This window comes from Streptomyces sp. NPDC058665 (genome assembly GCF_042714995.1).
Classification (GTDB): Bacteria; Actinomycetota; Actinomycetes; order Streptomycetales; family Streptomycetaceae; genus Streptomyces.
Genome location: NZ_JBHXRX010000043.1, coordinates 22,711 through 47,469 on the forward strand (window position 1 = coordinate 22,711; position 24,759 = coordinate 47,469).

26 protein-coding genes are annotated in these 24,759 nt (G+C 70.9%); 10 read left to right on the forward strand and 16 right to left on the reverse strand.

Translation table 11 applies throughout. The annotated features are described in order from the left end of the window. The first annotated feature begins 247 nt into the window (after positions 1 to 247). A complete protein-coding gene (locus ACFWV8_RS25600) occupies positions 248 to 673 on the forward strand; it encodes a hypothetical protein (RefSeq protein WP_384207782.1) in 426 nt (141 codons plus the stop codon). Positions 674 to 733: 60 nt separating this feature from the next. Here ACFWV8_RS25600 and ACFWV8_RS25605 read toward each other — a convergent pair whose 3' ends face one another. After that, positions 734 to 1,936: an epoxide hydrolase family protein gene (locus ACFWV8_RS25605; protein ID WP_384207787.1), complete on the reverse strand. Its 1,203-nt coding sequence runs from the start codon at positions 1,934 to 1,936 to the stop codon at positions 734 to 736. Positions 1,937 to 2,011: 75 nt separating this feature from the next. Between ACFWV8_RS25605 and ACFWV8_RS25610 the strand changes: the two genes are divergently transcribed. Next, positions 2,012 to 2,467 (forward strand): GNAT family N-acetyltransferase, encoded by a 456-nt coding sequence (locus ACFWV8_RS25610; protein WP_384207791.1) that lies wholly within the window; start codon positions 2,012 to 2,014, stop codon positions 2,465 to 2,467. On the opposite strand, the gene ACFWV8_RS25615 is transcribed toward ACFWV8_RS25610, so the two are convergent. Continuing rightward, positions 2,446 to 2,940, reverse strand: a complete 495-nt coding sequence (locus tag ACFWV8_RS25615) for a GNAT family N-acetyltransferase (RefSeq protein WP_384207797.1) — start codon at positions 2,938 to 2,940, stop codon at positions 2,446 to 2,448. The genes ACFWV8_RS25610 and ACFWV8_RS25615 overlap by 22 nt on opposite strands. Positions 2,941 to 3,057: 117 nt before the next feature. On the opposite strand from ACFWV8_RS25615, the gene ACFWV8_RS25620 reads away from it, so the two are divergent. Continuing rightward, positions 3,058 to 3,480 carry a cytidine deaminase family protein gene (locus ACFWV8_RS25620; protein ID WP_384207804.1) on the forward strand — a complete coding sequence of 141 codons (423 nt, stop codon included), beginning with the start codon at positions 3,058 to 3,060 and terminating at the stop codon, positions 3,478 to 3,480. Continuing rightward, on the forward strand, positions 3,480 to 4,424 hold the full coding sequence (locus tag ACFWV8_RS25625; protein ID WP_384207810.1) for an aminoglycoside phosphotransferase family protein: 945 nt from the start codon (positions 3,480 to 3,482) through the stop codon (positions 4,422 to 4,424). Before ACFWV8_RS25620 ends, ACFWV8_RS25625 begins: the two co-directional genes overlap by 1 nt. A 6-nt stretch (positions 4,425 to 4,430) precedes the next feature. Here the strand turns inward: ACFWV8_RS25625 and ACFWV8_RS25630 are convergent, their stop codons facing one another. Next, positions 4,431 to 6,533 carry a HelD family protein gene (locus ACFWV8_RS25630; protein WP_384207814.1) on the reverse strand — a complete coding sequence of 701 codons (2,103 nt, stop codon included), beginning with the start codon at positions 6,531 to 6,533 and terminating at the stop codon, positions 4,431 to 4,433. Between the two features lie 47 nt (positions 6,534 to 6,580). After that, a complete protein-coding gene (locus tag ACFWV8_RS25635; RefSeq protein WP_384207821.1) occupies positions 6,581 to 7,246 on the reverse strand; it encodes a TetR/AcrR family transcriptional regulator in 666 nt (221 codons plus the stop codon). 88 nt (positions 7,247 to 7,334) lie between these two features. On the opposite strand from ACFWV8_RS25635, the gene ACFWV8_RS25640 reads away from it, so the two are divergent. Both ACFWV8_RS25640 and ACFWV8_RS25645 read left to right on the forward strand, forming a co-directional pair. Continuing rightward, the gene (locus ACFWV8_RS25640) at positions 7,335 to 7,823 is read left to right on the forward strand and encodes a MarR family winged helix-turn-helix transcriptional regulator (RefSeq protein ID WP_384207828.1); all 489 of its coding nucleotides are present in this window, start codon (positions 7,335 to 7,337) and stop codon (positions 7,821 to 7,823) included. A gap of 154 nt (positions 7,824 to 7,977) precedes the next feature. Next, a complete protein-coding gene (locus ACFWV8_RS25645; RefSeq protein WP_384208051.1) occupies positions 7,978 to 9,414 on the forward strand; it encodes an MFS transporter in 1,437 nt (478 codons plus the stop codon). On the opposite strand, the gene ACFWV8_RS25650 is transcribed toward ACFWV8_RS25645, so the two are convergent. Genes ACFWV8_RS25650 through ACFWV8_RS25660 form a run of 3 tightly spaced genes read right to left on the reverse strand, consistent with a single transcriptional unit; the run spans position 9,395 to position 12,293 of the window. Continuing rightward, on the reverse strand, positions 9,395 to 9,928 hold the full coding sequence (locus ACFWV8_RS25650; RefSeq protein WP_384207836.1) for a GNAT family N-acetyltransferase: 534 nt from the start codon (positions 9,926 to 9,928) through the stop codon (positions 9,395 to 9,397). The genes ACFWV8_RS25645 and ACFWV8_RS25650 overlap by 20 nt on opposite strands. A gap of 25 nt (positions 9,929 to 9,953) precedes the next feature. Beyond that, on the reverse strand, positions 9,954 to 11,450 hold the full coding sequence (locus ACFWV8_RS25655) for a carboxylesterase/lipase family protein (RefSeq protein ID WP_384207842.1): 1,497 nt from the start codon (positions 11,448 to 11,450) through the stop codon (positions 9,954 to 9,956). Between the two features lie 9 nt (positions 11,451 to 11,459). Further along, positions 11,460 to 12,293, reverse strand: coding sequence for a TetR/AcrR family transcriptional regulator (locus tag ACFWV8_RS25660; protein WP_384207848.1), 834 nt, complete (start codon positions 12,291 to 12,293; stop codon positions 11,460 to 11,462). A gap of 106 nt (positions 12,294 to 12,399) precedes the next feature. On the opposite strand from ACFWV8_RS25660, the gene ACFWV8_RS25665 reads away from it, so the two are divergent. Both ACFWV8_RS25665 and ACFWV8_RS25670 read left to right on the forward strand, forming a co-directional pair. Then, on the forward strand, positions 12,400 to 13,395 hold the full coding sequence (locus ACFWV8_RS25665) for an ATP-binding cassette domain-containing protein (RefSeq protein WP_384207853.1): 996 nt from the start codon (positions 12,400 to 12,402) through the stop codon (positions 13,393 to 13,395). 10 nt (positions 13,396 to 13,405) lie between these two features. Beyond that, complete coding sequence (locus tag ACFWV8_RS25670; RefSeq protein WP_384208056.1) at positions 13,406 to 14,176, forward strand: ABC transporter permease; 771 nt, start codon at positions 13,406 to 13,408, stop codon at positions 14,174 to 14,176. Positions 14,177 to 14,204: 28 nt separating this feature from the next. Here the strand turns inward: ACFWV8_RS25670 and ACFWV8_RS25675 are convergent, their stop codons facing one another. From ACFWV8_RS25675 to ACFWV8_RS25685, 3 genes are all read right to left on the reverse strand, one after another. Continuing rightward, positions 14,205 to 16,367 carry a phosphotransferase gene (locus ACFWV8_RS25675; protein WP_384207858.1) on the reverse strand — a complete coding sequence of 721 codons (2,163 nt, stop codon included), beginning with the start codon at positions 16,365 to 16,367 and terminating at the stop codon, positions 14,205 to 14,207. 215 nt (positions 16,368 to 16,582) lie between these two features. Then, positions 16,583 to 17,311: an HAD family hydrolase gene (locus ACFWV8_RS25680; protein WP_384207864.1), complete on the reverse strand. Its 729-nt coding sequence runs from the start codon at positions 17,309 to 17,311 to the stop codon at positions 16,583 to 16,585. A 316-nt stretch (positions 17,312 to 17,627) separates the two neighbouring features. Beyond that, the gene (locus ACFWV8_RS25685) at positions 17,628 to 18,518 is read right to left on the reverse strand and encodes a GntR family transcriptional regulator (protein WP_384207870.1); all 891 of its coding nucleotides are present in this window, start codon (positions 18,516 to 18,518) and stop codon (positions 17,628 to 17,630) included. Between the two features lie 247 nt (positions 18,519 to 18,765). Here ACFWV8_RS25685 and ACFWV8_RS25690 point away from each other — a divergent pair, with 247 nt between their 5' ends. After that, on the forward strand, positions 18,766 to 18,936 hold the full coding sequence (locus ACFWV8_RS25690) for a hypothetical protein (protein ID WP_329385910.1): 171 nt from the start codon (positions 18,766 to 18,768) through the stop codon (positions 18,934 to 18,936). 40 nt (positions 18,937 to 18,976) lie between these two features. Here ACFWV8_RS25690 and ACFWV8_RS25695 read toward each other — a convergent pair whose 3' ends face one another. The 3 genes from ACFWV8_RS25695 to ACFWV8_RS25705 all read right to left on the reverse strand — a co-directional run bounded on the left by ACFWV8_RS25695 (position 18,977) and on the right by ACFWV8_RS25705 (position 21,942). Further along, positions 18,977 to 20,224, reverse strand: a complete 1,248-nt coding sequence (locus tag ACFWV8_RS25695; RefSeq protein WP_384207883.1) for a GNAT family N-acetyltransferase — start codon at positions 20,222 to 20,224, stop codon at positions 18,977 to 18,979. Between the two features lie 68 nt (positions 20,225 to 20,292). Continuing rightward, a complete protein-coding gene (locus ACFWV8_RS25700) occupies positions 20,293 to 21,297 on the reverse strand; it encodes an asparaginase (RefSeq protein ID WP_384207890.1) in 1,005 nt (334 codons plus the stop codon). A gap of 45 nt (positions 21,298 to 21,342) precedes the next feature. After that, complete coding sequence (locus ACFWV8_RS25705) at positions 21,343 to 21,942, reverse strand: ABC transporter substrate-binding protein (RefSeq protein WP_384207896.1); 600 nt, start codon at positions 21,940 to 21,942, stop codon at positions 21,343 to 21,345. Positions 21,943 to 22,067: 125 nt separating this feature from the next. Between ACFWV8_RS25705 and dtd the strand changes: the two genes are divergently transcribed. Next, positions 22,068 to 22,505 carry a D-aminoacyl-tRNA deacylase gene (gene dtd, locus ACFWV8_RS25710; RefSeq protein ID WP_384207903.1) on the forward strand — a complete coding sequence of 146 codons (438 nt, stop codon included), beginning with the start codon at positions 22,068 to 22,070 and terminating at the stop codon, positions 22,503 to 22,505. 64 nt (positions 22,506 to 22,569) lie between these two features. Here dtd and ACFWV8_RS25715 read toward each other — a convergent pair whose 3' ends face one another. Genes ACFWV8_RS25715 through ACFWV8_RS25725 form a run of 3 tightly spaced genes read right to left on the reverse strand, consistent with a single transcriptional unit; the run spans position 22,570 to position 24,655 of the window. Beyond that, positions 22,570 to 23,550 carry a YgfZ/GcvT domain-containing protein gene (locus tag ACFWV8_RS25715; protein ID WP_384207910.1) on the reverse strand — a complete coding sequence of 327 codons (981 nt, stop codon included), beginning with the start codon at positions 23,548 to 23,550 and terminating at the stop codon, positions 22,570 to 22,572. Between the two features lie 51 nt (positions 23,551 to 23,601). Next, positions 23,602 to 24,039 carry a transcriptional repressor gene (locus ACFWV8_RS25720; protein ID WP_329385894.1) on the reverse strand — a complete coding sequence of 146 codons (438 nt, stop codon included), beginning with the start codon at positions 24,037 to 24,039 and terminating at the stop codon, positions 23,602 to 23,604. 43 nt (positions 24,040 to 24,082) lie between these two features. Continuing rightward, a complete protein-coding gene (locus ACFWV8_RS25725) occupies positions 24,083 to 24,655 on the reverse strand; it encodes an FABP family protein (RefSeq protein WP_384207917.1) in 573 nt (190 codons plus the stop codon). Positions 24,656 to 24,759: the final 104 nt, after the last annotated feature.

Below are 24,759 nucleotides of genomic sequence, written 5' to 3' on the forward strand. Positions count from 1 at the left end.
ATCCGTCGATCAGCCGACACAAATGGTCCGGCAGGTAATTCGACCTGCGTCGATAATCCGGAATACGGAATTCGGAATGGTCCGCAATTCTTCTCCGCCTCGGACGGATCTGCTCCGTAAAAACGGACGGGCCAAATGCCGTGGGGTACGTGTCCATTAATCATCTTTGCCTTCACTTTTCCCTCTGCGAGGCTGACCGAGGATTCAGTACAGCCGAGCAGAACAAAGCGGAAGGAAAAGAAACACCATGCGGAACAACACCACCCGGCTGGGCGCCATCGCGGCCGGTCTGATGCTGGCAGCCGCCGGAACGATCAGTGGCGCGACCACCGCCGCTGCCGCGCCGCAGGGCGAGAACACGGTCCTGGCCTGCTACGACACGGCCAAGTCCTACTCCAAGCCGGCGAACTACCTCTACTACCCGACGGGCTACCCGACCGGCACCTGGCTCACGACCACGAGCAACTGCGCCGACATCAATATCCGGCCCAACACGAACAGATACATCAAGGTCTGCTTCGACCCGAGTTCCGGCGCTCCCTATTGCCAGTCGGCCCACAAATACGCGCTGTCGGGCCAGTGGAACACGATCGCCACCAATGTGGCGAACGGCACCAAGTTCAAGTTCCAGTTCCAGACGAACGGCCTGGCCACCGGCGTGTGGGCGGCCTGATCTCCCGCTCCGCGCAGGGCGCCCGGACACCGGACCCGCCGGCCTCCGGGCGCCCCCGGTTCAGTCCCTCAGCGTGCGGAAGAAAGCCCGGATGTCGGCCACCAGCAGATCCGGGACCTCCAGCGCCGGGAAGTGGCCGCCTCTGTCGTACGACGTCCAGCGCGTGATGTTGTTCGTGCGGTCCGCGATGTGGCGCAGGGGGATGAAGTTGTCGTGCGGGAAGTCGGCCAGCGCGGTCGGGACCGGGGACGGCTCCGGCGCCGAACCCCAGTAGTCCGCGTGGGCCCGCTCGTAGTAGATACGGGCGGACGAGCCTGCCGTGCCGGTCAGCCAGTACAGCATCACGTTCGTGAGCAGCCGGTCGCGGTCGACGGCGCCGTAGGGGCGGCCGTCCGTCGTGTCGGTCCACTCGTGGAACTTCTCGGCGATCCAGGCCAGTTGGCCGACGGGCGAGTCGTTCAGCCCGTACGCCAGCGTCTGTGGGCGCGTCGACTGGATGTCGGCGTACCCCTGACGGTCGCGCGCGAACTCCCGTCCCCGCTCCCAGGATTCGCGCGTGCGCCGGCGCTCCCGCGGGCTCAGCAGGGCCAGTTCGGCTCCCGTCGGCTCGTGCGTCGCGCCGCCGCCGGGCAGCAGATTCAGGTGTACGCCGACGACCCGGCCCGGCCGGATGCGGCCCAGCTCGCGGGAGACGGCCGCTCCCCAGTCACCCCCCTGGGCGCCGTACCGGTCATAGCCCAGCCGCTCCATCAGTACGGCGAACGCGGCGGCCACCCGACGGTACTCCCAGCCCTTCTCCCGCGTGGGGCCCGAGAGTCCGAAGCCGGGGATGCCCGGCAGCACCAGGTGGAAGGCGCCGGCCGGGTCGCCGCCGTGCGCGCGGGGGTCGGTGAGCGGGCCGGCCACGTCGGTGAACTCGACGATCGAGCCCGGCCAGCCGTGCGTCATGATCAGCGGCGTGGCGTCCGGCTCCGGAGAGCGGATGTGCGCGAAGTGGATGCGCGCGCCGTCGACGGTGGTGGTGAACTGCGGCCACCGGTTCAGCTCGGCCTCGGCCGCCCGCCAGTCGTACGCGTGCCGCCAGTGGTGCGCCAGCGCGCCGAGCTGGTCGCCCGGGATGCCGTAGTCCCAGCCCGCGCCCGGCAGTTCGTCGGGCCAGCGGGTGCGGTCGAGCCGGTCGTGGAGATCGTCCAGGTCGCGTTGGGGGATGTCGATGCGGTACGGGTCGATACGGGACGAACTGGCGGACTCTTCGGTGCTCATGGCCGCGCATGCTAGGGCATGTCTTTCAGATCCTGCCGGGCTCGCGAGCCCTGGCGCGCGCGTTCCGGCCTACCGTTGCCGGCATGGACGACGTCACCGCTCGGGCGTGCGGGGTGCCCAGGCGATGCGCGAGGCGGCGGGAAGCTGTCGTGCGCGGAACTGGTCGACCCGGCCCGGCTCAGCGAGGCACTGAGCCGTACGGCCCCGGTGCTCGACGTGCTGGGGCCCGCCGCGCTCTTCTACCTGGAGCGGGACGGGTTCGTGCCCGCATCGCCTGGGCGGGTGGAGAAGGACGACTCCGCGCCGGCCGGTTACCTGGTCTGGCCGCGGGCCGTCGCCCATCTGTGCGTCCTCGTCGCCCCGCACCGGCGCCGCCGGGGCCTGGCCGGGATCGTCGCGTCGGCCGCCGTGTCGCACGCTCTCGGCGCCGGTCTGCTGTCGCAGTGGCGGGCCCGGCCGTACGCCTCGCGGCGCGTGGCGGTGGGCCTCGGATTCCGGGAGCTGGGGGCTCAGCTGAGTGTGCGGATGTAGGTCGTTCCCGGGCGCCCGCTGATGTCGATCTCGCCGGTGGGCACGAATCCCGTACGTGTCAGTACGGTGTGCGAGGCCAGGTTGTCGTGGGTCGTCTTGGCGCGCAGTGCGCCGAGCCCGTACGTCGCGGCGGCCAGCACGCAGATCCGCCGGACCGCGTCCGTCGCCAGCCCCTTGCCCGCCGCCTTCTCCGCGATCCGGTAGCCCAGCTCGGCGGTGCCGTCCCGCACGTCGACAAGGTTGACGCGCCCCACTATCTCGTCCGCCGTACCGCCGTCGCCGCTCACCAGCACATGGAAGAAGAGCAGGCCGGCCGCCTGATCGGTGAGCAGATCGCCGAGCCGCTCGTCGAAGTCGGAGAAGTACGAGTCGCCCCGGTCGGGAATCGACGCCGCGAAGTAGGCCCGGTTCTCCAGCTCGAACGCGAGCAGTGCGGGAGCGTGATCGAGTCGGAGCTGCTGAATGTCGGCCATGTCCGGCACGCTACCTCGCCGGGATCAGGTCGTGGCCAGGAATTTCGCCCGGGTCCGGCGCGGCCCGACGCCGTATTCCGGTGGGCCGGCCGGGCAGCCGCGAGTACCGTTCCGCGCGTGACAGCAGACCTCGATCATGAGCTCGTCGACGCGGCGACCCGGCTGATCGTCGCCCGTGCCAAGGGCGACGACCACACCGTGGCCTGCGCCGCCCGGGACCGGGACGGCCGGATCGTCACCGGTCTGAACGTCTACCACTTCACCGGTGGCCCCTGCGCCGAGCTGGTCACCATCGGCGCCGCCGCGGCCGTAGGCGCGTACGACCTGGTCACCGTCGTGGCCGTCGGGAGCGACGGGCGGAGTGTGCTGCCGCCGTGCGGGCGCTGCCGGCAGGTGCTGCTGGACTACTTCCCGCGCGTCGATGTCATCGTGCCGACGGAGGACGGCCTCCGGACCGTGCCGGTACGGGAGTTGCTGCCGTACGCGTACGAGGTCGCCCGGAACAGCCCGGCAGACCCCGGCCCCGAGGACCCCGCGTGATGCACGCCGACGAGGTGCCGACCGACGTGGATCTCGTGCGGCGGCTGCTCGCCGCGCAGTTCCCGCACTGGGCCGGGCTCCCCGTCGAGCACTTCCCGTCCGGCGGCACCGTCAACGCCGTGTACCGGCTCGGCGACGACATGGCCGTACGGCTCCCCCGGATCGAGGGCGGCGTGGCCGACGTGGCGAAGGAGCACCGGTGGCTGCCGTGGCTCGCCCCGCGTCTGCCGGTGCCCGTCCCCACCGTCCTCGGCCTGGGCACACCCGCCGCTGGCTATCCCTGGCCCTGGTCGGTCAACCGCTGGCTCGACGGGGCGCACCCGGAAGCCGGCCGGCTCGCCCAACCGGGGCCGCTGGCGGCGGACTTGGCCGGCTTCGTCATGGCACTGCGCCCGCTCGACACCACGGACGCGCCGCGCGCCTACCGGAGCGGGCCGCTGGCCGAGGACGACGGCCCGACCCGCGCCGCCCTCTCCGACCTGCGCGAGCTGGGCGACCGAGGTGAACTGGGCGACCTGGGCGACCTGGGCGACCTGGGCGGGACCATCGACATCGACGCGGCGACCGCCGCCTGGGACGCCGATCTGCGCGCGCCCGACTGGGACGGCCCGCCCGTCTGGGTCCACTCCGATCTCATGCCGGACAATCTGATGGTGGACGGCGGACGCCTCAGCGGCGTCATCGACTTCGGCACGGTGGGCGTGGGCGACCCCGCCTCCGACCTGATCCCCGCCTGGAACCTCCTCCCGGCCGGCGTACGGGACGGCTTCCGCACCGCTCTGGCCGCCGACGACGCGACGTGGGCGCGGGGTCGCGGCCGGGCGCTGTCGATGGCGCTGATCCAGCTCCCGTACTACCTGCACACGAACCCTCGGATCGCGGCCAACGCCCGACATGTGATCCGTGAGGTCCTGGCCGACCACCACGCCCGCCACGCCAAGTAGGCAGCCTCAGAAGGGCAGTTCCGCGCTGTGCAGCACATGCAGCCGGGACACCGCCCGCGTCAGCACCACGTACAGCCGTTGCGCGCCCCGTCGTTCGGACGCCACGATCGTGGCCGGTTCGACGGCCACCACGTGGTCGTATTCCAGACCTTTGGCGAGCGAGGCGGGCAACAGCGTGACGCGGGCGCCCAGTTCGCCGGGTGACGCGGGTGCGAGACCCGCCCCGCTCAGCGCCTCGCGCAGCCGCGTCAGGTCGGTGTCGGCGGCGATGACGGCGACCGACCCCTCGTACGGCAGCGCCGCACGGACCGCGTCCACCACGGCCGCAACCATCCCCGCCGCCTCCCGCACCCTCTCGATCCGCAGGTCGCCGTCCGCGCGCAGGGACGTGGCGGGCGGTACGTCCACGCCCAGGGTGGAGAGCAGCCGGTTCGTCAGCGCCACGATCGCCCCGGGCACCCGGAATCCGACGGTCAGTTGGGCCACCGCGGCGTCGGGCGCCCCCAGATGCGCCAGGTGCTCCCGCCAACCGCGGGCGGCCCACGGGGTGGTGCCCTGCGCCAGATCGCCGAGCACGGTCAGCGAGCCGAATCCGGCACGCCGGGCGATGGCGCGGCACTGCATCGGGGAGAGGTCCTGCGCCTCGTCCACCACGATGTGCCCGTAGCTCTCCTGGCGTTCCAGAAGCCCCGCCACCTCGTCGAGGAGCAGCAGATCGGCCGCCGACCACGGGGCCGTACGCGCGGAACGGCGCCGCGCCCACCTCAGCGCGCGCCGCTCGTCCGCGTCAAGGATGCCGTCGGCCGGACCTCCTGACCCTCCCGGCTCTCCCGCCCCGTCCGGATCGGACAGCAGCTCCGCCACGACTTCCTCCGGGCTCACCTTCGGCCAGACCTCGTCCACGAACGCGGACACCGGCCGGGCGCGGGAAATCCGCTGGAGCCAGGCGTTGTTCAGGACCCCCGCGCGCCGCTCGGCCTGCCGCTGGATCAGCCGTACGGCGCGGGTGCGGACGCGCTCGCGGCCGATCGCGTACGGCGGCGCCTCCTCCCGTACGTCGGCGACGATCCGTGCCAGCTCCGCCGCCGGCACCCGCCAGCGGTACGAACCGTCGGGCACCTCAAGGGAGTTGGCGGGGGCACGCACCCGCCCGTACAGCGCGCGGCGCAGCACGGCCGCCATCCGCACGTCGTGTTTGACGAGGGCCGTGGCCGCGTCGTCCTCGGCGCGGACCGGGTGGCGGGCGACCTCGTCCTCGATCGTGGACTGGCGGACACCCGTCTCGCCGAGGGAGGGCAGGACCTCGGAGATGTAGGAGAGGAAGGTGCGGTTGGGCCCGAGGATGAGCAGTCCGCCGCGCTTGATCCGGTCGGGGTGGGTGTAGAGGAGGTACGCGGCGCGGTGGAGGCCGACCGCGGTCTTGCCGGTGCCGGGGGCGCCCTGGACGCAGACGGACACGGCGACCTCGTCGCGTACGAGATCGTCCTGCTCGGGCTGGATGGTCGCCACGATGTCGCGCATCGGGCCGACGCGGGGGCGCTCGATCTCACCGGCGAGGATCGCGCCGGGGGCGGTGTTCGCGCGTACGGTGCCGGGCCCGGCCCGCCGGAGGACTTCGTCCTCCAGGCCCGTCAGGTCCTCCGAAAGTCCCTTGCTCCAGGGCGCCCAGCCGAACCGGCGGCGGACGGCGACGCCCTGCGGGTCGGCGGCGCGGGCCTGGTAGAACGCCCGCGAGACCGGGGCGCGCCAGTCGATCACGAGGGGCGGGGACGCGGGGTGTTCGCTGACGCGGATACGGCCGATGTGGTAGCTCTGCCCGGCGTGATCGCCGGCATGCCCCTGCGGGTCGGCCTCCGGGTCGGCCTCCGTCCCGAAGTCCAGCCGCCCGAAGAACAGCGGGCCTTCCGGGAGTTCCGCCAACTCCTTGGCGTGACTGCGGAATTGGTAGCCGAGAACTTCCGCGTCGGCTCCGGAGGCGGAGACGTCCGCGCCGGTGGCGACCCGTTCGTCCGCACCGTCGATCATGCCCTTCAGGGCCGTACGGCAGATGTCGTGGTAGGTCCGCTCTTCGGCGAGCGCATGGCTCAGCTCATGGTCGAGTGACGTCATTCCATCAAGAATAAAGCAACCAAGTAAAGTTTGATACCGAGCCTCAGTTAGCTTCGGCCGCCGGGCGCGAGCCCGTCCCGCAGCTGCCCGAACCCCAGCTCCGCCGCCACCACCGCGTCCGGACGCACTCGGTCGGCGCTCTCGCCGGCCGCGATCCGCCGCCAGTTCTCCTCGGCGAGCACCCGCTGCACGGCGACGATCTGCCCGGCAGCGAGCCGCGCCCCCACCGACCCCCCGGGCACCCCGCCCAGCGCACCCAGCGCGCCCGCCAGCGCGGCCTCCGACCGTCGCTGATACGCGTACGCCCGCGCGACCAGCGACGGAGTCCCGTACAGCAGGCCATGGAAGGCCAGCACCCGCGGATCGTCATTGAGCCCGGTCACCGGGTCCCGGCGGGCCAGCCCGTCGGCGAAGTGCGTGTGCAGCGCGTGCAGCGCGTCCAGCGCCGAGCCCGCCCCGCGCGCACCGGTCACCACCCGCGCCGCCTCGTCCTCGTGGTCCGCGAAGCGGTGCAGGACCAGGTCCTCCTTGGTGGGGAAGTAGCGGAACAGCGTCGGCTTCGAGACCTCGGCGGCTGCCGCGATCTCGGCCACCGACACCTTCTCGAAGCCCCTCTCCAGGAAGAGCGCGATCGCCGTCTCGGACAGGCGCTCGTACGTCTGCCGCTTCTTGCGCTCGCGCAGACCATCCGCCATGTCCGTCGTCTCATCCATGAGCCGAAGGCTACGCAGGGGACCGGGCCCCCCTAGCAAATACCCTTCCGGATAATCCGCAACGGGCCGAATTGTTACGCTGATGAACATGACCGCCATGACACCCACCCGCACCGAGCCGGACCTCTCCTACCTCCTCGACCACACCAGCCATGTCCTGCGCACCCGTATGTCGGCCGCGCTCGCCGAGATCGGACTCACCGCACGGATGCACTGCGTTCTGGTGCACGCCCTGGAGGAGGAGCGCACCCAGATCCAGCTCGCCGAGATCGGCGACATGGACAAGACGACGATGGTCGTCACCGTGGACGCCCTGGAGAAGGCCGGACTCGCCGAGCGCAAGCCGTCCAGCACGGACCGGCGCGCGCGGATCATCGCGGTCACCGAGGAGGGCGCCCGGCTCGCCGTACGGAGCCAGGAGATCGTCGACAACGTGCACCGGCAGGCGCTGGCGGGACTCCCGGACGGTGACCGCGTGACCTTTCTGCGGTTCATGAACGCCCTGGCCGAGGGGGAGTTGGCCACCGCGTCCGAGACTCCGGGGACGGCACGGCGGGCGCGCCAGCGCGAGAAGTAGACAGCCGAGCACCAAGGAACTTCCGAGAAAGATAGTCTGCAACAGAACTATCCATTAAGGTCTTACCTGTCGGCCCATCGAGGCGATCCATCGACAGGAGAGACCCATGCCCGAGTCAGCCACGGTCGCAGGCAGAAGCAGCAGCGGCACCGGCATGCCAGCAGACACCGCACGCGCGCTCGCCCTCGGCGTCCTCGCCTCCGGCATGCTGATGATCGTCCTCGACGGCTCCATCGTCACCGTCGCGATGCCCGCCATCCAGGACGACCTCGGCTTCACCCCGGCGGGCCTGAGCTGGGTCGTGAACGCGTACCTGATCGCGTTCGGCAGCCTGCTGCTCCTCGCCGGGCGGCTCGGCGATCTGCTGGGACGCAAGCGCGTGTTCCTGGCGGGTACGGGTGTGTTCACCGCCGCCTCACTCCTGGCGGGTGTCGCCGCCTCCCCCGCCGTACTGATCGCGGCGCGTTTCCTGCAGGGCGTCGGCAGCGCGATGGCGGCGGCGGTCAGCCTCGGCATCCTCATCACGCTCTTCACCGAGCCGGCTGAACGGGCCAGGGCCATCGCCGTCTTCAGTTTCACCGGCGCGGCCGGGGCCTCCATCGGTCAGGTGGCGGGCGGGCTTCTCACCGACGCACTGAGCTGGCACTGGATCTTCTTCATCAACCTGCCCATCGGGCTCGCCGCCCTCGCGCTCGCCGTCCGCGTCCTGCCCGGCGACAGAGGCACCAGCACGGGCAAGAGCACCGGCACGGGCAGGCGCACGCGCGGCCTCGCCGCCGGCGCCGACGTCAGCGGCGCGCTGCTCATCACGGCGGGCCTGATGCTGGGCATCTACACCGTCGTCAAGGTCGAACGGTACGGCTGGGTCTCGGCGCACACCCTGGGTCTCGGCGCCCTCGCCGCCGCCCTCGTCGGCGCGTTCGTCGCCCGCCAGGCGACCGCCGCGACCCCGCTCATGCCCCTGCGGATCTTCCGTTCGCGCGCTGTCGTCGGAGCCAACGCGGTTCAGATGCTGATGGTCGCCGCGCTGTTCTCGTTCCAGATCATCCTGGCGCTGCACCTCCAGCGGGTGCTCGGATACGGCGCCGGCGAGACCGGCCTCGCGATGCTGCCCGCCGCGATCGTCATCGGCGCCGTGTCACTGGGCGTCTCCGCCCGGCTCAACGCCCGCTTCGGCGAGCGAAACGTCCTGCTGACCGGCCTCCTGCTGCTGATCACCCTCCTCGTACTGCTCACCCGGATACCCGCCGACGCGACCTACACGACCGACGTGCTCCCCCTGATGCCGCTCGCCGCCGGCTTCGGGCTGGCCCTTCCCGCGCTGACGTCGCTCGGGATGTCCGACGCGGGAGAGGACGACGCGGGGCTCGCCTCCGGGCTGTTCAACACGACCCAGCAGATCGGGATGGCGGTGGGCGTCGCCGTCCTGTCGACGCTGGCGGCCTCGCGGAGCGAGAACCTGCTCGCGGGCGGCGCGCGCGAGGCCGAGGCGCTGACCTCCGGCTACCACCTGGCCTTCGGCGTCGGGGCCGGGCTGCTCGTGACCGCGTTCGTGGTGGCGTACGCGGTGCTCAGGCCTCGTACTCGCTGAGGTCGATGGTGTGGATGTTCAGCGCGAAGCCGTACTCCGGGTGCTTCGTCTCCCGGTCGAGGACCATGTCCAGCTTGCGGAGCACGTTCTCTGACCGGTCGTCGCCCAGCCGGTTCACGGCGACGAGACGCTCAAGCCCCCGGTCCTGGAGGGCGAACTCCAGTACTGCGTGGGCGGCTTCGGAGGCGTAACCCTGGCCCCAGAACTGGGCGCCGAGCCGCCAGCTGATCTCCACGTCGGGCAGCACCTCGGGCAGATACTCCGGTACGGAGAGGCCGGCGAAGCCGATCAGTTCGCCCGATGCGAGCAGTTCGACGGCGAAGAGCCCGAAGCCCTCCTCGTCCCACTCCTCCTCCCAGCGCTCGACGGCCTCGGCGGTCTCGTCCAGGTCGCGGACCGAGCCGTCGCCGACCCAGCGCATGACCTGCGGGTCCGAGTTGATCTCGGCCATGGGGGCGAGGTCGTCGTCGGTCCAGCGGCGGAGGAGGAGGCGGGGCGTGCGGATCTCGGTCATGCGCCCATCCTGTCAGGGGTGGTGGTCAGGGATGTACGGCCGTGTAGTCGACGCCCCGCCACGCGGCACGGAAGGCGTCATACGCACCGCCGTCGTACGCGTCCTCCGTCCCCCAGATCCGTACGGTGTCCGCCTCGCCGTCCGCGCCCAGTGGCTGCCAGCCCGGATCCCCCGTCGCGGCGAAGTCCGCCCACGCCCGGACCATACGGCGAGACAGTTCGTGGTCATCGGCCGACGGCGGGCCGCCGATCAGGAAGGCGAGTTCGGGCACATCGAGGGTGCCGAAGACGAACGGGACATCGGCGCAGTGCCAGGGGCGTACGACTCCGCTTTCCATGACGCGCCGCCTGGCGAAGCGGGAGAGATACGTCCTGCGGCCCGCGCCCGCATGCCGCTCGGCGAGGCGACCGCTGTACTCGGCGAAGGACATGTCGCCGTAGATCGCGAGGTACAGGTCGAGCACCGGCGCGTCGGGCAGCAGCGCCCGGTAGGCCGGTACGAGATCGTCGGGCAGTCCGAAGTCCCGGGCGAACGCGCCGAGTTGACCGTCCGTCGTGATCTTCTTGCTGCTGCCGACCGCGTCCATCAGCCAGTACTCCTCCGTCGTGTGGCAGACGAGGAGGTCGACGTCGGCGCGGTCCGCCGCGTCGGCGGCGAGCGGGTCGGCGGGCAGCGACTCGCCGTCGGCGACCGGGCCGTAGAGCACCGGGTCGTAGTGGCGCGCCCCGGCCGCCGGGTCCTCGCGCAGACGGGCGACGACCTGGTCGGAGGCGTGGACCAGGTCGTACGGGGACGCCGCCGTCAACCCATCGGCCGTGGCCGGGACTCCGGCTGCGTCCGCCACCAACCGGGTGGTGTCGGCGGCGAGTTGGGGCGGGTAGACCGGGCCGACCGCGCTGTGCGCGACGGCACGGTGGAACAGCCCGCGCGCCCGCTCCATCACCGTCAGACACGCGACGGACGCCGCCCCCGCCGACTGCCCGGCGACGGTGACGTTGGCGGGGTCGCCGCCGAAGGACGCGATGTTGTCGCGCACCCACTCCAGGGCGGCGATCTGGTCGAGCAGACCGCGGTTGTCGGGACGGTCGGAGCCGGGGATGTGGCCGAACCCCTCGAAGCCGAGCCTGTAGTTGAGGGTGACGACGACCAGCCCGGCGCGGACCAGGGCCGTACCGTCGAAGTCCGGCTGGGCCGACGAGCCGAAGGTGTACGCGCCGCCGTGGATCCAGACGAGCACCGGCCGCTTCCCCACCGCGTTCCCTGCTGTCCAGACGTTCAGGTTGAGCACGTCCTCGTCGCCGGGTGACCACATGGGCGCGCCCGGGAGCTCCGCCGACTGCGGCACGACCGGCCCGTAGCCGACGCACTCCCGTACGCCCTGCCACGGGGTCGCGGGCCGGGGGGCGTTGAAGCGGTCGGCTCCGAACGGCGGTGCGGCGTACGGGATGCCGAGCACCGCGACGACATCGGGGGCGGTCCGACGCCCCCGTACCCGCCCGTTCACCGTGCGAAAGATATCCACGCCCGCACCTTACGGAATGCGCGCCCCGCGGACGCCGCTGTCCCCGCCCACGCCGCTGTCCCCGCCGCGCTCCCGTACGAGCACCTCGATGCCGTCCAGGATGCGTTCGAGTCCGAAGGTGAACTCGTGGTCCGGGCTCTCCGGTTCGTCCGGGATCTCCATCAGCCCGGACGCCAGCATCTCCGCGACGGACGGGTAGCGCACGGGGTCGGCCAGCTTCTGGATCGTGCGCCCGTACCGGGCGAGCACGACATCCGCCGGCTTGCCGCTGGCCGTCACGGCTGCCGCCAGGTCGGCCATCAGCGTCGTCTCGTGCCGTACGTAGCCGTTGACCAGCAGAATCGCCGACAGCTTCTCGCCCCAGTCGAGCCGCGTCCCCTCCAGCGCCACCAGCCCCGACTCCCACCAGGCCACCATCCGGGGAGTGGCGGGCGGGCCGGCGACGGGGATACGGAGCGCCCACAGGTTCTCGTAGAAGATCCGGCGCATCGCCCAGGCCCATTCCGCCATCGCCGTACGCCAGTCGGTGCCCGGCGGTGGGGGCGCCGGCGGGTCACCGATGATCGCCTCCTGCATCAGCACGTACAGCTCGTCCTTGGCCGCCACGTACCGGTAGAGCGACATCGGTGAGACGCCGAGCCTCTTGGCGATCCGGCCCATCGAGACGGCGGGCAGCCCTTCGGTCGCGGCGACGGTGACGGCCGTGTCGACGATCCGCTGGAGGGTGAGGCCGGGCTTACGGCCCTTGGTCGGGCGTTCGCGCAGGCCCCAGGCGGCTTCGATGCTGGCCGGCAGCCCGGTGTCTCCCGTGCTGTCGCCGTTCCCGTCGTTCTCGCCCGTCACGTCTCGTTCCTCCCCGTCCCGCCTGCCCGCGCTTGACGCCATCCTAGTTATGCGTAACCCTTACACATCAAGCGTAAGGCATACGCATAACGGAGGAGCGGCGGCCATGAGCCCCCAGAAGCAACGCGGCACACACGATCAACGCGGCACACACGGCACGCGAGCCATCAGCGCCATCGGTCTGGAGAAGTCCTACGGGCGTGGGGACGGGCGGGTGAAGGTGCTCGACGGCATCGATCTCACCGTCGAGCGCGGCACGGTCTTCGCCCTGCTCGGCCCCAACGGCGCGGGCAAGACGACCGCCGTCCGGATCCTCGCCACGCTCGCCGACGCCGACAACGGCACGGCCAGGGTGGCGGGTTACGACGTACGGACCCAGCGCCGCCAGGTGCGCCGGGCGGTCAGCCTGACCGGGCAGTTCGCCTCGGTCGACGAGAAGCAGACCGGCGAGGAGAACCTGCGCATGATGGCGCGCCTCGGCGGTCTCTCACGCGCGGCGGCGCGTGGCCGCGCCGCGGAACTGCTGGAGCGGTTCGGCCTGACGGCCGCGGGGCGGCGGCTCACGGGCACGTATTCGGGCGGTATGCGGCGGCGGCTCGATCTGGCCGCCGGGCTGGTCGGCGAGCCGGAGGTGATCTTCCTGGACGAGCCGACGACCGGGCTCGACCCGCGCAGCCGCCAGGAGCTGTGGCAGGTGGTGCGCGATCTCTCGGCGGGCGGCTCAACGGTCTTCCTCACCACCCAATACCTGGAGGAGGCCGACCAGTTGTCGGACCGTATCGCCGTGCTCGACGCCGGCCGGGTGGCCGCCGAGGGCACCGCGGCGGAGCTGAAGGCCCGGGTCACCGGCCATCGTCTCGATGTGGTGGTCGCCGACGCGGCGGCGTACGAGCGCCTCGCGCCCCTCGCCGTACAGCGGTCGGCCGACACGCTCACGCTCGGCCTGCCGACGGACGGCACGGCGACGCGGGTACGGGCGCTGCTGGACGAGATCGACCCGGCACGCCGGGACGTCGTGAGCTTCAGGGTGCACAGCGCCTCGCTCGACGACGTGTTCATGGCCCTGACCGGCCGCACCACCACGGAGCCGGCCCATGTCTGACCCGGCGACGATGTCCCCGGCCGGCCGGGTGCTGAACAACTCCCTGGTGATGACGGCTCGTTCGACCCGGCTCAGCAGCCGTAACGTCGACGCCCTCTTCACCTCGCTCATGCTGCCCGTCATGCTGATGCTGATCTTCGTCTATCTCTTCGGCGGCGCGATCAGCACCGGCACGGGCGATCCCTACGTCGCCTACGTCGTCCCCGGCGTCCTGCTGCTCTGCGCCGGTTTCGGCTCGTCCGGCACGGCCGTGGGTGTCAGCGAGGACATGAAGGGCGGCATCATCGACCGCCTGCGCTCGCTCGACGTCGGAGGCAGGTCGATCCTCGCCGGCCATGTCGCTTCGAGCGCGGTCCGCAACATCGTCTCGACGGTCCTGGTCCTCGGCGTGGCGCTCCTGATCGGCTTCCGCCCGTCCCCCACCCTCCCGGCCGCCCTGGCGGCGGCGGGTCTGCTGCTCGCCTTCATCCTGGCGATCTCCTGGCTGGCGGCGGCGGTGGGCCTGCTGACCCGGTCCCCGGAGGCGGCGGGGGCGTTCTCGTTCTTCATGATGTTCCTGACGTACCCGAGCAGCACGTTCGCCCCGATCGCCACGATGCCACCCTGGATCCACGGCTTCGCCTACAACCAGCCGGTGACCCCACTGATCGAATCCCTCCGCGGCCTCCTCCTGAACCAGCCGGTGGGCACGGATCCGTGGGTGGCACTGGCCTGGTGCGGGGGGATTCTGCTGGTGGCGGTGGGGGTCTCGGGACGGCTGTTCAGGAGCCGGACGGCGTGACGGCGAGACTCACTCGACGGCCCGACGCTCAGCCGTCAGCCCCGATCAGGTCACCGCCCGGCAGGTCCAGCGCGAGATACCGATGGTCGAGATGCCTGGTCCGCAGCCCCAGCGAGGCGGTGGCGCCGGAGAGGGTCAGGGAGTACGAGTCGACCGCCCTGCGGACGTTGGGCGTGTCGAGGCTCTCGCCGGTGAGCAGCCTGTCGAGGTCGATGTAGGCGGAGCGGACGATCTCCATCCAGCGGTAGAACCGCCAGTCCTCCTCCCAGCCCTTGGTGTACTGCGAGTCCAGCTTCCCGTACCACCGGCGGAACATCCGCTCCCTGGTCTGCGGGCCGTGCGGGGTGAGATGGAGATGCCGTACGAGGTCGTAGAGGGGATCGCCGACCACGGCCATCTCCCAGTCGATGATCGTCAGGCTGTCGCGCTTCTCGTTCCTGATGAGATTCCACGGGTTGAGGTCCCCGTGCAGCAGCACCCGCTTCCGGGGCGCGACAAAGGTGTGGGTGAGGAGTTCCCTGAGCCGGTTCGCGTTGGGCAGACCGAGCACCGCCGCACGGCGCAGCGACTCCCTGGGCAGCCCGGCGACCATGTCGATGAGCCGGCCGCTCAGCCACTGGTAGAAGTCGCCGTGCGCCACGTCGGGGCCGAGCCCGTGGGTCGGAACGTCCGTCAGCGCGCACAGCTGGTCGACCAGGTCGTCCGCCTCGCGGAGGCTGAGCCCGTCGGCGGGATGCTCGGGCGGATGGACGCCGCCGACGGGCCCGACGTACGAGTGGATGACGAACCCGTCGTCGCCGCCGCTGGTGCCACGGGCCAGGACCTCGGGCGCGCGCACCCGGGGCCGGACGGATTCGAGCGCCTGGAGTACGCGGTGCTCGTCGAGGAAGCCGCGTTCCCGGCGGTTGCCGCCGTCGAGCCTGCGCCGTACGACCACGGTCTCACCGTCGCGGCCGTCCCGGACGACGGTGTTGAGGTGCCCGGTGCCTTTGAAGACCTGCCCGGCACCTGCCGCCCCCTCCGCCGACAGCGCCCGTGAGACGGCTTCCAGGGGATATCCGCTCCACCTGTGGACTTCGTCGTCGGGCTCCCAGGGGACGGTACCGACGGGGTGAAGTGCCCGGTCCTCCCGGCCCGGCTGCGACGCTTCCCAGCGGCGGAGTGCCTTGCTGATCTCCGCGGCCCCCGCGACGCGGCTGAGCCTCAGCGGGCGGCGAGCCAGTTCGAGCGCGGTCTGTACAGCTTCAGTGGCCTTCTTGAGACTGCCGGGCTCTGCGTCGGGACCCAGCGACTGGGCCGCCCGGATCACATCCGGATAGACGGACTGCGCGCGCTCGAAATCCAGGTAGTGGAGGAGGTCCGTCTCCAAACCGTTCGCGGCCTGCGGGCGGGTGTCCGCCACGGCCTGCGCCCACGCTTCCTTGACGTCGTCCCACTGCTCTGCCGGATAGCGCATCCGTACGAGATGGGTGGCGAGGTCGTGCAGCGGATCCCCGTAGGAGGCCAGCTCCCAGTCGACGCAGATCACCGGGGTCCCGGACGGGGATTCGCGGAGAATCAGGTTGTCGCGGTGCAGGTCCGTGTGCAGGAGCCCGAACGGCCTCGCGGACATCGCGGGGACTCGCTCGACGAAACCGCTCAGGGCTCCCTCCGGCACTCCGAGGGTGGCGAACAGCCCGCCGAAAGCGTGCCAGTTGGGGCGGCGCACCTGCTGGTCCGTGAGCGCCGCGAGGGTCCGCAGGAAGGAGCGGCTCGCGCCGTCCCGCGGCCAGGAGGCGGGCAGCTCGGGCAGATGCCGGCGGCGAACGGTGGTCATCTCCGCCAGCAGGCCGGCGACCGCCCGGACCAGTCCGGCGTCGAGGATCTGGCCGTCGGATGAGACCGCGGAGAGCGGGACGCCTTCCACATAGGTGTGTACGGCGAAGTCGCCCATCGTGGCGAGGCATTCGGGGACGTACGCCAGACGGCCCCTGAGCGAACGGAGGATCTCCGGCTCGTCCGGCCAGGTGCGTGGTACCACGGGCAGCGCGGCCGGATTTCTGCGCCGCAGCATGACCTTCGTACCAGGTTCCAGACCGAGGGTGGCCGCCACTTCCTCGGTCGGCGCCACCAGATAGTTGTCGTTGTGATGGCCTCGCTGTCGTACGCCCTTGTTTTGGGCGTACTCCGCGAAGGTCCTGTGCGGTTCCAACGACTGATTTTCGGACACCTGAACTCTGCACCTCACGGGGGAATGCCCACAGAGGTGCTTCTGATCGTTCGACCGACGCACGGTGGGGTGCACATCGTAACCGCCAACCCAGGACGCTCAACGGCCACTTGAATCAGAAACTCCGCCAAGTGAGTGGACCGTTACTCCGGACGGGTCATCGGGTGACCTGACCGGCGAATTCCCGCCAAGCCTCGTCAGATACGGGGAGAACCACCGTTTCTGGCGCCCCCCGGCTCAGGGGCGACGACGTCCAGCATCGGCTTCAGCGAGGAGACGACGGTCGTCGCGCCCGCGCCCACGAGCAGGTTCCACTTGCGCTGGTTACGCGCGTAGCCGACGAAGGTGACGCCCGCCTTCCGGGCGGCCACGCAGTCCGCGGGAGTGTCCCCGATCATCAGCGCCCGCTCGGCGGCGACCCCCGTGGAGTCCAGGGCCCGCAGCAGACAGTCCGGGTCCGGCTTGAGCAGGTGGAGGTCGCGCGTACGGCCGTGGATATGGCGCCCGAAGCAGTCGTCCAGTCCGCGAGCCTCCAGATAACGTTCGACGACGCGGGCCGAGTTGTTGGTCGTGATGGCCAGCCCCAGCCCGCGCGACCGGAGGGCCCGGATCAGCTCGTCCGCGTACTCGGTGGGCTCCGCCGTATCCGTGGCCCGCAGTTCGTGCTCCGTGAGTTCGGCCTCCAGCTCCGCGAGGAATCCGCCGTCCGGAGCGGTGGGCGCGACAGCCCGCAGCACCGCGTGCGGGTCGTCGGAGCCGGCCTCGTCCCTGGTCAGCAGGGATTCCCGGCCCTGTCTGCGGAGCCAGCTCACCAGTTCGGCGGCCACGCGTTGCGCCGGGTATCCGGCGAACAACCCGCAGACGGGGCCATCGAAGTCGAAGAGCACACACGCCGTCGAGTCGAAGAGCTCGCGCAGGTCAGCCACATCGTTCCGTCCGTCGGCAACAGTCGGTGGTGGGAATGGGGAGTGCGGATACGTTTCGGCAGTTCCCCCCTCCCGTACGGGATGTCTTCTCGGGGCGGCTCGGGCATCGGCGGAACCACGCAAGAACGCTACCCCGTGACCCCGGATACGGCCCCCAACAGCCCCCCATGCCCCGTGCCTTACCGACGGCCACCGGCCAACTCCCGGCCGTTCGGCGGAGGTTGGCCGCCGGGCGCGCAGGCGCATATGGGCGCTGCCGCCGGGCCGGTGAGCGGCCAAAGAAGCGGGCGGCGCCGGATCCCGAACCGGCGGGCCTTCAGACCAGGTTGAGGTCGGTGGCGATGGTTGTCCACAGGGCGTCGAACCAGACCTGCGACTGGCGGACGAACGCGTGGTCCCGGTGGGCCTGCCCGGCCCCCGCTCCGAACGAGAAGAGCGGAGACTCGCCGCCCAGCGTGTCCCACACCGCCACCGGCTTCCGGTTGATCTGCTCCTCGCGCTCCGTGACCCGGTAGTACGCGAACAACGCCTCCGTGCCGTTGAGGAGATACAGCTTCACCGGCGGGGTGAAGGGCAGCGCCTTGAACTGCACGTCCACGTCGATGTCGTGTGCGGCGCCCAGGCCCCGCAGATGGTCGCTGAGGACCGTGCCGTGCGCGTTGCGCATCTTCAGCCAGCGGAGGTGGACCGGGTCGTCCTCCTCCGGATCGCCGATCATCCGGGGGAAGGCCAGGTCGATGTCCCGGTTGGGCATCAGCACGCGGACGCGGACCGTGGCCGGCGTGGAGTCCCGGGTCGCGATGAGCCTGCGCTGTTCGCCGAAGGCCGCGCTCAGCGACTCCGCGGTGAGACAGAGGGCGTCTATCCGGACGTCCTGCGCGCCGAAGGCCGCGTCGATCCGGGGGCCCAGCGCGACCATCGTCTCCCGGGGCGTGCCGTCCGCCGCCTCCGTACGGGCGGAGCGGTCGGCGACGCGGGCCGGGGCTCCCCGGGTGGGCTCGGTGAGCAGCCCCTCCTCCTGGAGCAGCTTCAGGGCCCCCCGTACGACACTGCGCCGCACCTCGAACTCCTTCACCAGGGCAGCCTGCGTCGGCATGGCGTCACCGACGGCGAGTTCGCCGGACTCCATCCGGTCACGGAGAACCTCCGCCACGTCCTCCGGCGTCGGCTTGTCCGTGCCGTTCAGTGCACTGCGTTCAGAGTTCACACAAGAACGTTACAACTTATGGCCATCTCGCGTCAGGTACATGGAGTTGGTTACACCACCCGATAACCGGGAACAACTTCAGTAGTTGGCAACCAAGTCGAAGAACTTGGCGGAACTACTCGCTCCACTCGTCGCCCGTCCACCGTCGTACGGGCTCGCCCCACGCGCTTCCAGTCGCGTCCCTCACGCCACGTGTGCCACGCATCCGCACAGCTCTGAGTTCTCCACTCTGCCTGGAGGGGCCGTCATGCCAGTTCTCACCCTTGTACTCGAGCAAGCCGTCCAGCTGAAATACGGCGTCTTAGGCGCGGGAGCGTTCCTCATGCTCACCGGCGGTATCAAGTTCAGGAGCTCCACCTGCGCCGGAATCGGCGCCGTCGTCCTGGCCCTGCTCTTCATGCAGCCGGGAATGGGCTGACCGCGGGGCGGCCCACCGGGCCGTCCCGTCGGAAGCCGTCTCAGAACAGGTCCGGGCACCACGGTCGGCGGGAGGTGCGGAACAGCGCGTCCGTGCGGGACGCCGCGGCCGGCTTCTCCTCCGTCACCGTGCCCAGCGCCGACAGCCGGACCGCCGACTCGTCCCCCAGATACAGCGCGCCCAACTCCCTTACGTCCAGCGTCAGATCGGGCGACTCGGTCGTCGGGGCGCAGGTGGTGCCCGCGGCCGTGGTGTCCAGGCGGTAGCGGCCCGAGGCCAGGGACGCGCTGTCGTGGATGTCCAGGACCAGGGTGCCGGGGGCCGCGTACGTACGGGACTCCAGCGCGCGGACCGTGTCCAGGATCCGCACCCACAGGTAGTCCGCCTGCGTGACGATCCTGGCCGCGCGCGGGTCCGGGAAGAAGAAGGGCAGCAGGTCGTCGGGGGCGCGGCGGCCCGTGCGGACCGTCTTGATCCAGTCGATCGAGCAGACGTACTGCCACAGCGCCCGCTCCGCCGCCGGTGTCACGGCGATCGCGTCGAGCACCGTCGCCGTGTTCAGCGGCTGCTTGGCGTCGCCCCACACCTCGTCCGCCCGGTACGTCAGCAAACCCTGGACCTCGCCCGACGCCTCCCGGTACACCGCGTGGAACGGCTCGGCCCACGGCGCGCCGTGCGAGGTCGCGGTGCCCGTGAGGACCTGCCACCAGCGCTCGTTGCGGCTGATCACGCCGTGTCTGGCCGAGCGCAGCCGGTCGTGCAGTCCGGGGCCCAGCTTCCGTACGTCCGTGCCGTCGACCAGGTCGATCCGCCCGCCGTCGGCCGGCTGTCCGCTGCGGCGCGGCTCCAGGCCCGTGCGCGGTACGTCGATCGACCACTCGGTGGTCCAGGCGGCCGGGCCGAAGCCGTACCGCCCGTAGATCGGGTACTCCGCCGCGATCAGCGTGGACACGACGTCCCCGCGCTCCTTCGCCTCCGCCAGATCATCGTTGATCATCCGGCTGAGCAGCCCGCGGCGGCGGTGTGTGGCCGAGACGGTGACGTTGGAGACGGCATTGGCCGGCAGCCCGGCGCCGCCGACGGCGGTCAGCTCCTGCGGGAACGTGCGGTACGTCGCCACGCAGCGGCCGTCGTCGAACGCGCCCCGCGTACGGCTCAGGTCCATGTACGCCCTGCGGTCCTCGACCTCCTTCTCGTCGGCTCCCGGCGGCCTGAGGAAGCCGGTGTTCAGGGCGCGGAGCCAGTCGGGGAAGTCGGATTCGCTGATCACTCGGACGTCTGTGGCCATGCTCCGTACGCTAAGCACGGGGGAACTCAAAAGTCCTGCGGATTTCCACCGGCCAGGCGGAGGAGACCTCAGAACACCGCCCGGACCTCGCCCACCTCCGCGTCGCCCCCCAGCAGCGGCGCCCGCCCGATGCGCGCCACCACCGGTCCCTCGACCCCCAGCAGCCCCAGTGCCCGCGCCAGCACCGGCCCCAGCGCCCGCAGGCCGCCGTCGTCCACCTTGAACGCCAGCGCGCGGCCGTCGGCCAGCGCCACCGCCTGCACGGCCTCCGCGCCCATCTTCGACAGCGCCCCGGGCACCTCGCGCATCAGCCAGGTGTCGGCCCTGCGCGTACCGGCCACGTACTCGGGATGCGCGCGCATCGCGTCCGCGACCCGGCGCTCGGCCGTACCGGGCTCCGCGAGTACGAAGTGCCGGAAGGCGCGGGCGAGTCCGGTGAGGCCGATGGCCATCAGCGGGGCACCACAGCCGTCCGTACCGACCGCGGCGACCCGCTCCCCCGACGCCTCCTCGACGACCTCGGCGACAAGACGCTGCAACGGATGGGACGGCTCCAGATACGTACCGAGCTGCCAGCCGTTCCGCACACAGGCCGCCAGCATCGCCGCGTGCTTGCCGGAGCAGTTCATGGTGACCCGGTCCCTGACCCGCCCCGCCGCCAGATACGTCTCGGCCTCCACCCGGTCCAGCGGCAGATCGGCCGGGTTCAGCAGATCGTCCGCCGTCAGTCCCGACTCGGCGAGCATCTTCTGTACGAGATCGAGGTGGAAGGCCTCGCCGGAATGGCTCGCCGCCGCCAACGCCAGCCGCTCACCGGAGAGTTCGACCCCGGCGCGCAGCACGGCCGCGGCCTGGAGGGGCTTGTTGCTGGAGCGCGGGAAGACCGGCACGTCCACGTCGCCGAGCGCGAACTCCACACTGCCGTCCGCCGCGAGCAGCACCAGCGAGCCGCGGTGCCTGCCCTCCACGAAGCCGGACCGCACCACCTCGGCGAGGACCGGAGCAAGGGAATCAGGGGCGGCGGACGGGGATACGGCACCGGCGGAGCCGGTCGTGGTCCTGCGAGTCGTCATCATCGGCCTTCCGGGCGGGGACCGCTACGGAAGGCAGTCATGGCATTACGTGAGCAGGTCGTCTACTTGTGCTTCGCCTTCACGGTACCTGCGCGCGATCTCCGCGCTGCACTCGTCCACCGTCCGTTGGAGAAGATGCCGGCGCTGCGAAACCTGCTGCTCATGCCGGATCAGCCGGCCCATCGCGGCGTCCAGCTCCTCGTCCGTACGGGCGGCGAGGTCGGAGAGCTCCACCTCGGCGAGCGCCTCGGCGGCCAGCAGCCGGAACTCCTCGTTCCGTGGTGTGGAAAGAGTCACATGCCGGGCCGACGACCTGTGGAGCGAAGGAGTGTCCGCCAGGATCTCGGAGAGCCGGTCGACGACCGGCGTCTCGGGCGCGGCCCGCCGTGCCAGTTCGGCCCGCAGGATGTCGATACGGCCCTGGAGCAGCCGGCGCAGATAGCTGAGATCGGCCTCGTCGCGCGTCGCGTCCCGGCGCAGCGCCCGCAACTCCGGCAGCCCCAGGGCGTTCTCGGCGCCCCAGACCTGCTGCGCCGGGGGGCCGACCGTCCCCGCACCGGCACCGGCGCCGACGCCCCTGCCGGCGGTCGTACCGCCGGTGATCGGTACAGGACCGGGCGACTGCCCGGCACCAGATGTGCTCATGCCCGCTTACTTCCCCTCGCTCCGCCTGCCTGCATCGTGCCACCCCTGCACGTGCACCTGCAGACGATCTGCACCCGTTCGGCCCTGGATACGGCGCACGACGGACCCTGGATAGGTTGGTCCGTATGCGAGCAGTGGTGCAGAGAGTCGACGGCGCGAGCGTCGACATCGTAACGGAGTCGGGGACCGAGACGGTCGGCAAGATCGTCGGGGAGGGGCTGTGTGTGCTGGTGGGGGTCACCCACGAGGACACGAAGGAGAAGGCGGCCCAACTGGCCCGCAAACTCTGGACGCTGCGGATTCTCGCGGCCGAGAAGTCCTGCTCGGAAGTGAACGCGCCCCTCCTGGTGATTTCTCAGTTCACTCTCTACGGGGACGCCCGCAAGGGCCGCCGCCCCACCTGGAACGCGGCGGCGCCGGGAGCGCTGGCCGAACCGCTGGTCGACGAGGTCGTGGCGCGGCTGCGCGAACTGGGCGCGACCGTGGAGACGGGCAGGTTCGGGGCGGACATGCGGGTCTCGCTCACCAACCACGGCCCGTTCACGGTGCAGTTGGAGATGTGAGCGGGTGGGGCGTGCCACGGCACGTGCCCCGCCCGCTCGTGTACGCGTACCGGGAAAGGCCCGCTCAGGCCTCCACGACCGCTTCCTGCGCCGCCGGTGTGTTCCCGGCCAACAGCGGGGCGTCCAGCGGCACATTGCGCTTGATCAGGGCCAGCGCGATCGGCCCCAGCTCATGGTGGCGGGCCGATGTCGTGATGAAGCCGAGCTGCCGGCCCTCCTCGCCGTCGGCGGCGAGCCGTACGGGCGTACCGTGCCCCGGCAGCACCACCTCGCTCCCGTCCAGATGCAGGAAGACCAGCCGGCGCGGCGGCTTCCCCAGGTTCTGGACGCGCGCGACCGTCTCCTGGCCCCGGTAGCAGCCCTTCTCCAGATGGACGGCGCCGCCGATCAGGCCCACCTCGTGCGGGATGGTGCGGTGGTCGGTCTCGAAGTTCAGCCGCGGCCGATGGCCCTCGACGCGCAGCGCCTCGTACGCGAGGATCCCGGCCGGCGGGCCGTACCGCCGCGCGTACGACTCCAGGTCCGCGCGCGGCAGGAAGATGTCACGGCCGTACGGCGTCTCCCGTACGACGGCGCCGTCCGGCGCCTCCGCGATGGACCCGGCCGGGACATGGACCACGGCGAAGTCGTCCGTACGGTCGGCGACGTCCACGCGGTAGAAGAACTTCATCGACTCCAGATAGGCGATCAGCTCATCGCGCGTACCGGGCTCCACATGCGTCCACACCGTCTCGCCGTCGTCCACGAGATACAGGGCGTGCTCGATGTGGCCGTTCGCGGAGAGGATCAGCGCCTCGGTGGCCCGGCCGGCGGGCAGCTCGCTGACATGCTGGGTGAGCAGCAGATGGAGCCAGCTCAGCCGGTCATCGCCGGTGACGGTGACGACACCGTGGTGCGAGAGGTCCACCAGGCCCTTGCCGTCGGCGAGCGCGCGTTGTTCACGGAACAGATCGCCGTAGTGCGCGGCGACACCTTCGTCCTGTCCTTCGGCGGCCACGGCACCGGGCAGGGTGAGGAGCGGGCTGGTCGTTGACTGTCGCTGCATAACGACAAGCGTACGACCCGGCCGCGGGGTACGGCCCGGCGTACGGTCCGGCTACGAATCGCCGCTCGCCGCGCGGGCGGTGCAGTTGCGGCAGCTGCCGAAGATCGCGAAGTGCTTCATGTCCGTCGTGAAGCCGAACGTGTCGCGCAGCTTGTCCGTGAAGTCCGCGGCGACCGAGACGTCCGCCTCGATGACGTTCGTGCAGTCGCGGCAGACCAGATGGATGTGGTGGTGCCGGTCCGCGAGGTGGTACGTCGGCGCGCCGTGCCCCAGATGCGCGTGGGAGACCAGGCCCAGCTCCTCCAGCAGCTCCAGCGTCCGGTAGACGGTGGAGATGTTCACGCCGGACGCCGTCCTGCGTACTTCGCCGAGGATGTCGTCAGGCGTCGCGTGCTCCAGGGTGTCGACGGCTTCGAGGACAAGCTGGCGCTGCGGGGTCAGGCGGTAGCCGCGCTGCCTCAGGTCGCTCTTCCAGTCGGTGCTCACCACGCACCCAGTGTAGGCAGCGCGGGCCGCGATGGGGCCGGTCCGCCTATTTGAAGAACGCGATGCCGTCGTCCGGGAGGTCGCCGAGGTCCTTCGCCCAGGCCGCGACCTGCTCCGGCGAGACGACCTTCTTGAGATGCGCCGACATGTACGCGCGCAGCGGGACCTCGGGGGTGGACTTCTCGCCGACCCACATCAGGTCGCTGTTGACGTAGCCGTAGAGCCGCTTGCCGCCGTTGTACGGGCCGGCGGACGCCGTACGCGCGATGGCGTCGGTGACGAGGTCGATCTGCGGCTTCTGGTCGGCCAGCTCCCCGTACCAGATCTCCACGACGCCCTGGTCACGCACCATGACGACCTCGACCTTGCGGTCCTTGTCGATGCGCCAGTAGCCGGACTCGGACTCGATGGGGCGGAGCTTCTTGCCGTCGGAGTCCAGCGCCCAGGTGTGCGAGGCGTACTCGATGAAGTCCCTGCCGTCATGGCTGAAGGAGACTTCCTGGCCGAAGTTGGCCTTCTCCTCACCGGGGAAGTCGAAGACGCCCACACCCTCCCAGTCACCGAGGAGGAAGGCGAGCGGGACAAGGTCCGGGCTGAGGTCGGACGGGATCTCGATCATGAGCGGCTCAGGCGATCTGTAGGGATTCGAGTGGGCGAGGAGCGGGCGCGGTCAGTTCTGGCCCTGGTACAGCTTCTTCACGGCGTACGCGGCAAAGGCCATGA

Bases quoted from the DNA above. Each gene is read 5' to 3' on its own strand.
- ACFWV8_RS25725 (WP_384207917.1), bottom strand. From the start codon at position 24,655: ATGATCGAGATCCCGTCCGACCTCAGCCCGGACCTTGTCCCGCTCGCC.
- ACFWV8_RS25630 (WP_384207814.1), bottom strand. From the start codon at position 6,533: ATGACGTCACTCGACCATGAGCTGAGCCATGCGCTCGCCGAAGAGCGG.
- ACFWV8_RS25705 (WP_384207896.1), bottom strand. From the start codon at position 21,942: ATGAGCACATCTGGTGCCGGGCAGTCGCCCGGTCCTGTACCGATCACC.
- ACFWV8_RS25640 (WP_384207828.1), top strand. From the start codon at position 7,335: ATGACCGCCATGACACCCACCCGCACCGAGCCGGACCTCTCCTACCTC.
- ACFWV8_RS25700 (WP_384207890.1), bottom strand. From the start codon at position 21,297: ATGACGACTCGCAGGACCACGACCGGCTCCGCCGGTGCCGTATCCCCG.
- ACFWV8_RS25645 (WP_384208051.1), top strand. From the start codon at position 7,978: ATGCCAGCAGACACCGCACGCGCGCTCGCCCTCGGCGTCCTCGCCTCC.
- ACFWV8_RS25715 (WP_384207910.1), bottom strand. From the start codon at position 23,550: ATGCAGCGACAGTCAACGACCAGCCCGCTCCTCACCCTGCCCGGTGCC.
- ACFWV8_RS25690 (WP_329385910.1), top strand. From the start codon at position 18,766: ATGCCAGTTCTCACCCTTGTACTCGAGCAAGCCGTCCAGCTGAAATAC.
- dtd (WP_384207903.1), top strand. From the start codon at position 22,068: ATGCGAGCAGTGGTGCAGAGAGTCGACGGCGCGAGCGTCGACATCGTA.
- ACFWV8_RS25615 (WP_384207797.1), bottom strand. From the start codon at position 2,940: ATGGCCGACATTCAGCAGCTCCGACTCGATCACGCTCCCGCACTGCTC.
- ACFWV8_RS25650 (WP_384207836.1), bottom strand. From the start codon at position 9,928: ATGACCGAGATCCGCACGCCCCGCCTCCTCCTCCGCCGCTGGACCGAC.
- ACFWV8_RS25635 (WP_384207821.1), bottom strand. From the start codon at position 7,246: ATGGATGAGACGACGGACATGGCGGATGGTCTGCGCGAGCGCAAGAAG.
- ACFWV8_RS25625 (WP_384207810.1), top strand. From the start codon at position 3,480: ATGCACGCCGACGAGGTGCCGACCGACGTGGATCTCGTGCGGCGGCTG.
- ACFWV8_RS25600 (WP_384207782.1), top strand. From the start codon at position 248: ATGCGGAACAACACCACCCGGCTGGGCGCCATCGCGGCCGGTCTGATG.
- ACFWV8_RS25695 (WP_384207883.1), bottom strand. From the start codon at position 20,224: ATGGCCACAGACGTCCGAGTGATCAGCGAATCCGACTTCCCCGACTGG.
- ACFWV8_RS25670 (WP_384208056.1), top strand. From the start codon at position 13,406: ATGTCCCCGGCCGGCCGGGTGCTGAACAACTCCCTGGTGATGACGGCT.
- ACFWV8_RS25665 (WP_384207853.1), top strand. From the start codon at position 12,400: ATGAGCCCCCAGAAGCAACGCGGCACACACGATCAACGCGGCACACAC.
- ACFWV8_RS25605 (WP_384207787.1), bottom strand. From the start codon at position 1,936: ATGAGCACCGAAGAGTCCGCCAGTTCGTCCCGTATCGACCCGTACCGC.